Annotated in this window: 8 protein-coding genes; 5 read left to right on the top strand and 3 right to left on the bottom strand. The window is 35.0% G+C overall.

What is annotated here, in order from left to right; all coding sequences use genetic code 11:
• Positions 1 to 325: 325 nt before the first annotated feature.
• Together Q4496_RS17675 and mutY are read right to left on the bottom strand one after the other, a co-directional pair.
• Positions 326 to 601, bottom strand: coding sequence for an oxidative damage protection protein (locus Q4496_RS17675; RefSeq protein ID WP_303610951.1), 276 nt, complete (start codon positions 599 to 601; stop codon positions 326 to 328).
• A gap of 62 nt (positions 602 to 663) precedes the next feature.
• Positions 664 to 1,785 (bottom strand): A/G-specific adenine glycosylase, encoded by a 1,122-nt coding sequence (mutY, locus tag Q4496_RS17670; RefSeq protein ID WP_303610952.1) that lies wholly within the window; start codon positions 1,783 to 1,785, stop codon positions 664 to 666.
• A 215-nt stretch (positions 1,786 to 2,000) separates the two neighbouring features.
• On the opposite strand from mutY, the gene Q4496_RS17665 reads away from it, so the two are divergent.
• Both Q4496_RS17665 and trmB read left to right on the top strand, forming a co-directional pair.
• Entirely contained in the window at positions 2,001 to 2,339 is a 339-nt protein-coding gene (locus Q4496_RS17665) for a YggL family protein (protein ID WP_215973587.1), read from the top strand.
• 140 nt (positions 2,340 to 2,479) lie between these two features.
• The gene (gene trmB / locus Q4496_RS17660; RefSeq protein ID WP_303602863.1) at positions 2,480 to 3,217 is read left to right on the top strand and encodes a tRNA (guanosine(46)-N7)-methyltransferase TrmB; all 738 of its coding nucleotides are present in this window, start codon (positions 2,480 to 2,482) and stop codon (positions 3,215 to 3,217) included.
• Between the two features lie 9 nt (positions 3,218 to 3,226).
• Here trmB and Q4496_RS17655 read toward each other — a convergent pair whose 3' ends face one another.
• Positions 3,227 to 3,583 carry a hypothetical protein gene (locus tag Q4496_RS17655; RefSeq protein WP_303610950.1) on the bottom strand — a complete coding sequence of 119 codons (357 nt, stop codon included), beginning with the start codon at positions 3,581 to 3,583 and terminating at the stop codon, positions 3,227 to 3,229.
• A gap of 292 nt (positions 3,584 to 3,875) precedes the next feature.
• Between Q4496_RS17655 and Q4496_RS17650 the strand changes: the two genes are divergently transcribed.
• The 3 genes from Q4496_RS17650 (at position 3,876) to Q4496_RS17640 (ending at position 7,577) form a co-directional block, all read left to right on the top strand.
• Entirely contained in the window at positions 3,876 to 5,426 is a 1,551-nt protein-coding gene (locus Q4496_RS17650) for an ATP-binding protein (protein ID WP_215973590.1), read from the top strand.
• A 222-nt stretch (positions 5,427 to 5,648) separates the two neighbouring features.
• Complete coding sequence (locus Q4496_RS17645; RefSeq protein ID WP_215973591.1) at positions 5,649 to 7,205, top strand: SulP family inorganic anion transporter; 1,557 nt, start codon at positions 5,649 to 5,651, stop codon at positions 7,203 to 7,205.
• 51 nt (positions 7,206 to 7,256) lie between these two features.
• Complete coding sequence (locus Q4496_RS17640; protein WP_215973592.1) at positions 7,257 to 7,577, top strand: DUF1289 domain-containing protein; 321 nt, start codon at positions 7,257 to 7,259, stop codon at positions 7,575 to 7,577.
• Positions 7,578 to 7,685: the final 108 nt, after the last annotated feature.

Genomic DNA, 7,685 nt, shown 5'->3' with positions numbered 1-7,685 from the left:
GCTTTTCGAAGTGTTTTCGTTACCTCGTTAAGACGAGCGCTATTAGACTGTTTTTCTCTTTGTTCGTCAACTGTTTTTTTATAAGTTTTTCATTAAAAAGGTTTGTTTGCTGTTTTTTTACGCTTACTGCTGTTTATTTAACTATTACAGTGGCTTTTTAATAATAACTTGTCTGCTAAAATGAATATGGTAATGAATTTATTAAGTGAAGCGCCATATATATTTTCTAGCTAAAAATATTAATTAGGCTTCATTTTCATCATTACCAATAACTTTTAACTTTGTTTATTGGCGATAATATAATGACGATACGAAAAAATATGGGTTATTTTGATGAAGGAGGAACATAACCTTCGATGTCTGGCTCTAGACCGTCAAATAGATAAGCAACCATAGCGCTTTCTAAAAACTTGCGATCGTCAGCATTCATCATATTCATTTTCTTTTCATTAATCAGCATTGTTTGCTTCTTTTGCCAATGTCCCCAAGCTTCTTTAGAGATATTATCAAAAATACGTTTACCCACTTCACCTGGGTATAGTTGAAATCCAAGACCTTCTGCGTCTTTTTTTAGGTTCTGACAAAAAACTGTGCGGCTCATAATTCTCTCTTGTTAGTTATAAGGTTTTCGTGACGTTTATTATTGGCATTATCTAGACAGTGCTAGTTATTTTGAAGTAAGCCAATAAGTTTTTTTGTTGATGCAGCTAAACCTACGCTAGCTTCGCTGTGTAAATCATACCATTTTTGTTTTCTAGGTTCGCTAACTTCTTGAGTATTAATTTCCTGATTACTGCACTGAGAATGTGAATTGGACGTTACTTGAATACAGTCAATTATAATAGGAGAAATATCCAGATGGAAATGACTAAAGGTATGTCTAAAGGTGACTAATTCTTGCCATGAATTTTCTGTGGTTGTGGCCTGTAAGCCTAATGATTGCAATAAACTATTAATATCATCTTTGTCACTTACTTCATAAAAACACCATAAACCTCCCCAAATACCTGCTGGAGGGCGTTTTTCCATTAATACACTATCGCTTGTTGGCGTTGTTATTCTAGGAATAACCATAATGGTATTTTTTTCAGGAATTTTTTTCTTAGGTTTTTTTTGAGGAAATTCAGCTTGTAGATTACTAGCCATTGCTAAGCAACTTGTTTGTACTGGGCATACTTCACATGTTGGCTTACTTCGAGTACACACAGTTGCACCTAAATCCATCATGGCTTGGGTATAAAAACCAGTATCGGTAGCAGGTGTTAAAATTTCACTTAATTGCCATAGTGCTTTGTCAAATTTAGCTAAGCCATTATGGCCTTCTACTAAATAATTTCTAGCTAATACACGCTTTACATTACCATCAAGAATAGGGTGGTATTGATTTAACGATAAACTTAGAATTGCACCAGCAGTTGAGCGTCCTATACCTGGTAGTGCAATTACCTGTTCAATATTTTCAGGAAAAATACCTTTATGCTCACTTACAATGAGCTTAGCTGCTTTGTGTAAATTACGTGCTCTGGCGTAATAGCCCAAACCTGTCCAATGGTGTAGTACATTGTCTTCATCTGCATTAGCCAAGCTAGTTATGGTGGGAAAGCTCTCCATAAAACGTTGGTAATATGGAATAACCGTTGCTACTTGGGTTTGCTGAAGCATTATTTCAGACACCCAAACACTGTATGGCGTTTTATTTTGCTGCCACGGTAAGTGTTTTCTGCCTTGATGGTGATACCAAGTAACTACTTGAGCTGCAAACTGCTTAGCAGATGCTGTGGATATATTTACATCTTTTTTTAAGGGAGTGGAAATTGGAGTATTGATGGTAATAAACTTCACTTTTAAGTATGTAAGCGCAGTGTAACTAATTATTTTGATTGACTCAAAAGAGTTTGTTTTTAAAGAAAGTGATAGTTGAATAAATTAGTTTTATTGCTTGGGATGAAATCTGTATAATAGCGGTAATTATTTTTAGTAACTATTATTAAGGCTATGCCATGAAAGTTGATGCAAAGAACCGAAGTCAGCGTATACGTAAAAAATTAAGAGTTGATGAGTTTAAAGAATTAGGTTTTGACGTTGCTTGGAAACTAAATGAAGGCATAACTAGCGATGAACTTGATGCATTTATTGATAAATTCTTTAGTGAAGTGATTCAACCGAACGGATTAGGTTTTGGTGGTGAAGGTGATACGTTGTGGCATGGTTTAATTTGCACACAAAAACTAGGTTCATGTACAAATGAACATAGAGCTGCGGTTGAAAAATGGTTAACCGATAACGGTGCTACTGCAGTAGCAGTGAGTGAACTTTACGATGTATGGTGGGCTGAATAGCCTAAAGTTATTTAAAAACATTTTTACATGGTGCAATAAGTGGCAAATATGCTTAATACTTAGCTTGAAATGTTTTATTTACTCCTTGATGCTAGAGATGCCAGCGTTTATTGCTTTAAATCAAATAGAAAGATAGAAAAATGACTGAAAAAGAAAATGAAAACCGCATTCACAAAACGATAGAGGAAGCGGAAAAAGAAGGTAAGTACATTCGTAAAGTACGTAGCTTTGTTAAGCGTGAAGGTCGTTTAACTAAAGGGCAAGAACGTGCTTTAAATGACCATTGGCAAACTATGGGGTTAAATCACAGTGATGGTTTAATTGATGTAGAGGCATTATTTGGCAATGATAATCCTGTCGTTTTAGAAATTGGTTTTGGCATGGGAAAATCATTAGTTGAAATGGCTAAGGCAGCACCAGAATTAAACTTTATTGGTGTTGAGGTACATAAACCTGGTGTAGGGGCTTGTATTTCTTTAGCAGCTGAAGAAGGGGTTGAAAACTTAAAAGTATATGAGCATGATGCCATTGAGATTTTAGCTGATTGTATTCCTGAGAATAGCCTGACTACAGTACAGTTATTTTTTCCTGATCCTTGGCATAAAAAGAAACATCATAAACGCCGTATTGTACAAGCTGATTTTGTTGAAGCTATTCGTAAAAAGCTAAAAGTTGGTGGGGTTTTCCATATGGCGACAGACTGGGAGAATTATGCAGAGTGTATGCTTGAAGATATGCAAAATTCACAAGGCTATAAGAACTTATCTGATACTAATGATTATGTTCCACGTCCAGACTCAAGACCACTAACTAAATTTGAAAGCCGTGGTCACCGTTTAGGTCATGGTGTTTGGGATATTCAATTTTCTAAAATGTAGTGTTTCTATTTATGTATTCTTTGTTGAAGGTAAGTACTTACTTTCAACAAAGAACAAGTGTTGTGCATTACGTAAGTTACCTGAATCTTTAAGCCATTGCTCTGTAATTATTTCTCGTTGTAAGGCTGCATGCAATATGCGACTTTTATATTGGCACCAGTAATATATTGTTGCCTCTTGGTGATATTCGTTATTTGGAAATATATCACTGCGGCTTTCTGCCATTTCTTCAATAATACTCGCGATAACCTGCTCTTTTAGTTCATCCTCAATCTTTTGCTTAAAGCGTGTAAAACGCTTAGCTTTAATTAATTGCCAAATTAACCACACCATTATGGCTAGGGCAAGTACAGCTATAATTTGCATTTATTTTCTCATGTAATAATTATGAAAGGATAGTAACAACTTTTAACAGTAAAATATCTGATTATTTTAGTTGTCTTGCCAGGATTGTAAACACGTTTCAATATTACTTTAAAAATACTCTTTGTGTTCGATGCTTATTAATAAATTCCTTCTCTTTTATTTAGTGCAAAGGGGTTTTACGTGATTATTTTATTTTCGCCTTATTATTTATAATTGTTTACATTGACTTTTATCATTAACACACCTTAAATTAAGGTTTATGGATGAAAAATAATGTCAATGAGCAGCATTAATGAATAAAGCAGTAAAAATCAATGACAAACTTACCAAGCGGTTATTAGTTTATATTTTATTATGCAGTACGCTTGTTTCTGTATTTTCAACCATTGTTCAACTTTATTCCTCTTTCCAATATGACGTAGAGCTATTAGAACAGCGCTTTAAAAATATAGAAAAAAGTTATATACCATCTATCGCTACTAGTTTGTGGGATTTTAATGAGCCTTTAGTCGCACAACAAGTACAGGGTATTGTTGATTTACCCGATATCGGCTTAGTTGTGGTTAAAAATGATTTTGATTATTTATATGAATATGGTGATGGTAGTTTCACGGTTAAAAAGTTTGTTGAATATCCAATAAAATTTGAAGGTAAACACGTAGGGACCTTACAAGTTTACGGCACTTATCAAGATATTTATCATCGATTATGGCAACAAGCTGGATTTATATTAGCAGCTGAGTTTATTAAGATATTCATTTTAACTTTTATTATTATTATTATCGTCAATAAAATCGTTGTTAGACACTTAGTTCAAATTACTCACTATACTCAAGAACTTGCTAGTTATAATTTAGATAAAGAGTTAGTTCTGTCTAATAGGCCACAAAAAGAAGATGAGTTAGATTATTTGGTACGTGCGATAAATAGTATGCGCATTAAGCTGAAGGATGAAATATTTAAGCTGGAAGATGCGGAAAACGCTTTGCTAGCGTTAAATGGTGAATTAGAAGTTAAAGTTCATGATAGAACGGCTAAATTAGAGCAAAGTAATCAACAATTACAAAGTTCTTTCGACAATTTAACATTAGCACAAGATCAATTAGTACAATCTGAGAAAATGGCATCTCTTGGTCAGTTAGTGGCGGGTGTTGCTCATGAAGTAAATACGCCACTAGGGATTTGTGTTACATCAATCACCGCATTAAAAGAAAAAGTTGAAGCTCTGCAAGAAGCCATTGAGTCACAGGAGTTAACGAAATCATTTCTTACCGAAACATTAAGCTTATTGATGGAATACGAGCAAATAATTGAGCGTAGTTTAAATAAATCAGTGGAGCTTATTCGAAGTTTTAAATCGGTTGCTGTTGAACAGCATACGGATCCTGAAGTTAATATTAATTTATCTCAACATGTTTACGATGTAGTAAACACGGTTAAAACACTCTTTAAACAGAAAAAATATACTATTAATATTGAGGTCGATAAAGACATTAGCTTAATAACTTACCCGAGTGCTTGGAATCAAATATTAACGAACTTCCTAATGAACTCTCATATCCACGGGTTTGAAGAGCGAATTGAAGGGGAAATCTCAATAGAATTCACTAAAAATAATGGTTATTTAACATTGCTTTATAGTGATAATGGTAAGGGTGTGCCTGATGCACTTGAAAAGCGTATATTTGATCCATTTGTTACAACAAAGCGTGGACAAGGTGGCTCTGGTTTAGGCTTGAATATTGTTTTTAATTTGGTTAATACTAAATTAGGTGGAACAATTAAACTACTTGAAACCGAGCAAGGTAGTAGCTTTAAGGTAAAAGTACCAGTTAAAGACTAGGCTATTTAACTTATAAATAATACATGCTATGTAACGGAGCTAATATCGTTCTAAAAACAAGCATATATTGACTTTTTCACATTAGATCTATAGTATTCTCGCGCCTTAAATCTAACTGAAACTCTGTATATATCTAAGCTTGTTAGCTTTAGGTGTCTTCGCTGTTCTTAACTTCATGAATACGTTTATACCAACGTATTCAATATAACCAATGAGATAAAAATGTTTGAATTACATACCAGTAAAGTGTCAAACCTGAGAAATGATGTTTTGTCGGGCTTAACCGTCGCTTTAGCTTTGGTGCCAGAAGCTGTCGCTTTTGCTTTTGTTGCCGGTGTAGAGCCTTTAGTTGGACTATATGCTGCTTTTATGGTTGGCTTAATTACTGCTATATTCGGTGGCCGACCAGGAATGATTTCAGGGGCAACAGGTGCTATGGCTGTTGTTATGGTTAGTTTAGTGGCTATTCATGGGGTTGAATACCTTTTTGCTACGGTTGTCTTAACCGGGTTGCTGCAAATACTGGCCGGACTATTTAAATTAGGTAAGTTTATTCGCTTGGTACCGCACCCTGTAATGTTGGGATTTGTTAATGGTTTAGCGATTGTTATTTTCTTAGCACAACTTGGCCAATTTAAAGTTACTAATAGTGCAGGCGAATTAGAGTGGCTTCAAGGCACTCCAATGATGATAATGGCAGGGTTAATCTTATTAACAATGGCGATTATCCATTTTTTACCTAAATTAACTAGGGCAATACCTTCATCACTGGTAGCTATTGTTGTTGTTACTGTATTAGTACAGAGTTTAGGGCTAGATACCCGTACAGTGGTGGATTTTTTACGTGATATGACTAACGACCCAACGGCTTCTATTGCTGGTGGTTTGCCACAATTTTCTATTCCGAATGTACCTTTTAATCTTGAAACCTTAAAAATTATCTTACCTTTTGCACTGGTACTTGCCGCTATTGGTTTAATTGAATCGCTATTAACCTTAACACTTATTGATGAGCTAACTGGAACTCGTGGTCAAGGTAATAAAGAGTGTGTTGCTCAAGGAGCTGCTAACACGGTAACTGGTTTCTTTGGTGGTATGGGGGGGTGTGCCATGATTGGGCAATCTATGATCAATGTAAATTCTGGTGGTAGAGGCCGAGCTTCTGGTATAACTGCGGCTATTGCATTACTTGGCTTTATTTTATTTGCTTCAGGTTTAATTGAAATGATCCCGTTAGCTGCGTTAGTTGGGGTTATGTTTATTGTTGTTATTGGTACTTTTGAATGGTCAAGCTTCCGTATATTGAAAAAAGTACCTAAAGCTGATGCTTTTGTTATCGTACTGGTATCTGGTGTTACCGTTGCTACTGATTTAGCAATAGCTGTGGTAGTAGGTGTTATTGTTTCTGCATTAGTTTTTGCTTGGGAACATGCTAAACGAATAAAAGTTAATCGTAATACTGATGAACAAGGTTCAACTGTTTATGAAGTGATTGGTCCTATTTTCTTTGGTTCTGTTTCGACCTTTTTGGAGCAATTTGATGTTGAAAAGGACAGTGATGATGTTGTGATTGAATTCAAACGCTCTCGTGTTGCTGATCATTCGGCAATAGAGGCTATTGATACTTTAGCTGAACGTTATCTTGCTAAAGGTAAAAAATTGCATTTAAAACATTTAAGTCAAGAGTGCCAGGTGTTATTAGAAAAAGCAGGAGACTTAGTTGAAGTAAATGTGATTGAAGATCCTGAATATCATATAGCAACAGATAAGCTAGGCTAGAAGGATTCTTTTTTGATGTTATAAGGTCTTCTTATATAAGGTTTAACAAAAATGCAGCTAGAGTTCTTTGATATTCCAAGTCCTTGTGTGGAAGTATGTCAATCGAATGAAAAGGGCTATTGCCTTGGCTGCATGCGTACGCGTGAAGAAAGAAAAGAATGGGTTCATCTTGATAACGATACAAAACAAAAAGTAATCAAACGCTGTATTCAGCGTAAAAAGCGTCAAAAAAATAAAGAAAATCCGAAAGCTATTGAAGTAGCTAAAACTTTACCAGAGCAGCAGGTAGAGCAGCCTTCATTGTTAGATGAACCTAAAAAAATAACTTTATCTGATGACAAAGCGTTAGATTTTGGCGATTTTGAACTATAGCTTTTAGGCTTCCTAGTGAAAAGGAAGAAGAAAACGGTTGCTAGCTTATATAATTATAGCTATTATACGCGTTCTTTGAAGCACCTAGTTGCTGAAAAGTTTATCTAT

Origin of the sequence: Colwellia sp. 5_MG-2023, assembly GCF_030547795.1 — a bacterium.
In the GTDB taxonomy this organism is placed as follows: Bacteria; Pseudomonadota; Gammaproteobacteria; order Enterobacterales; family Alteromonadaceae; genus Colwellia.
The sequence above is the reverse complement of the archived record's forward strand: the minus strand, read 5'-3'. Positions and strand labels throughout refer to the sequence as shown.

Excerpts from the sequence above, each read along its gene's own strand:
- Q4496_RS17675 (WP_303610951.1), bottom strand. The coding sequence starts at position 601 with ATGAGCCGCACAGTTTTTTGTCAGAACCTAAAAAAAGACGCAGAAGGT.
- Q4496_RS17665 (WP_215973587.1), top strand. The coding sequence starts at position 2,001 with ATGAAAGTTGATGCAAAGAACCGAAGTCAGCGTATACGTAAAAAATTA.
- trmB (WP_303602863.1), top strand. The coding sequence starts at position 2,480 with ATGACTGAAAAAGAAAATGAAAACCGCATTCACAAAACGATAGAGGAA.
- Q4496_RS17655 (WP_303610950.1), bottom strand. The coding sequence starts at position 3,583 with ATGCAAATTATAGCTGTACTTGCCCTAGCCATAATGGTGTGGTTAATT.
- Q4496_RS17650 (WP_215973590.1), top strand. The coding sequence starts at position 3,876 with ATGAATAAAGCAGTAAAAATCAATGACAAACTTACCAAGCGGTTATTA.
- Q4496_RS17645 (WP_215973591.1), top strand. The coding sequence starts at position 5,649 with ATGTTTGAATTACATACCAGTAAAGTGTCAAACCTGAGAAATGATGTT.
- Q4496_RS17640 (WP_215973592.1), top strand. The coding sequence starts at position 7,257 with ATGCAGCTAGAGTTCTTTGATATTCCAAGTCCTTGTGTGGAAGTATGT.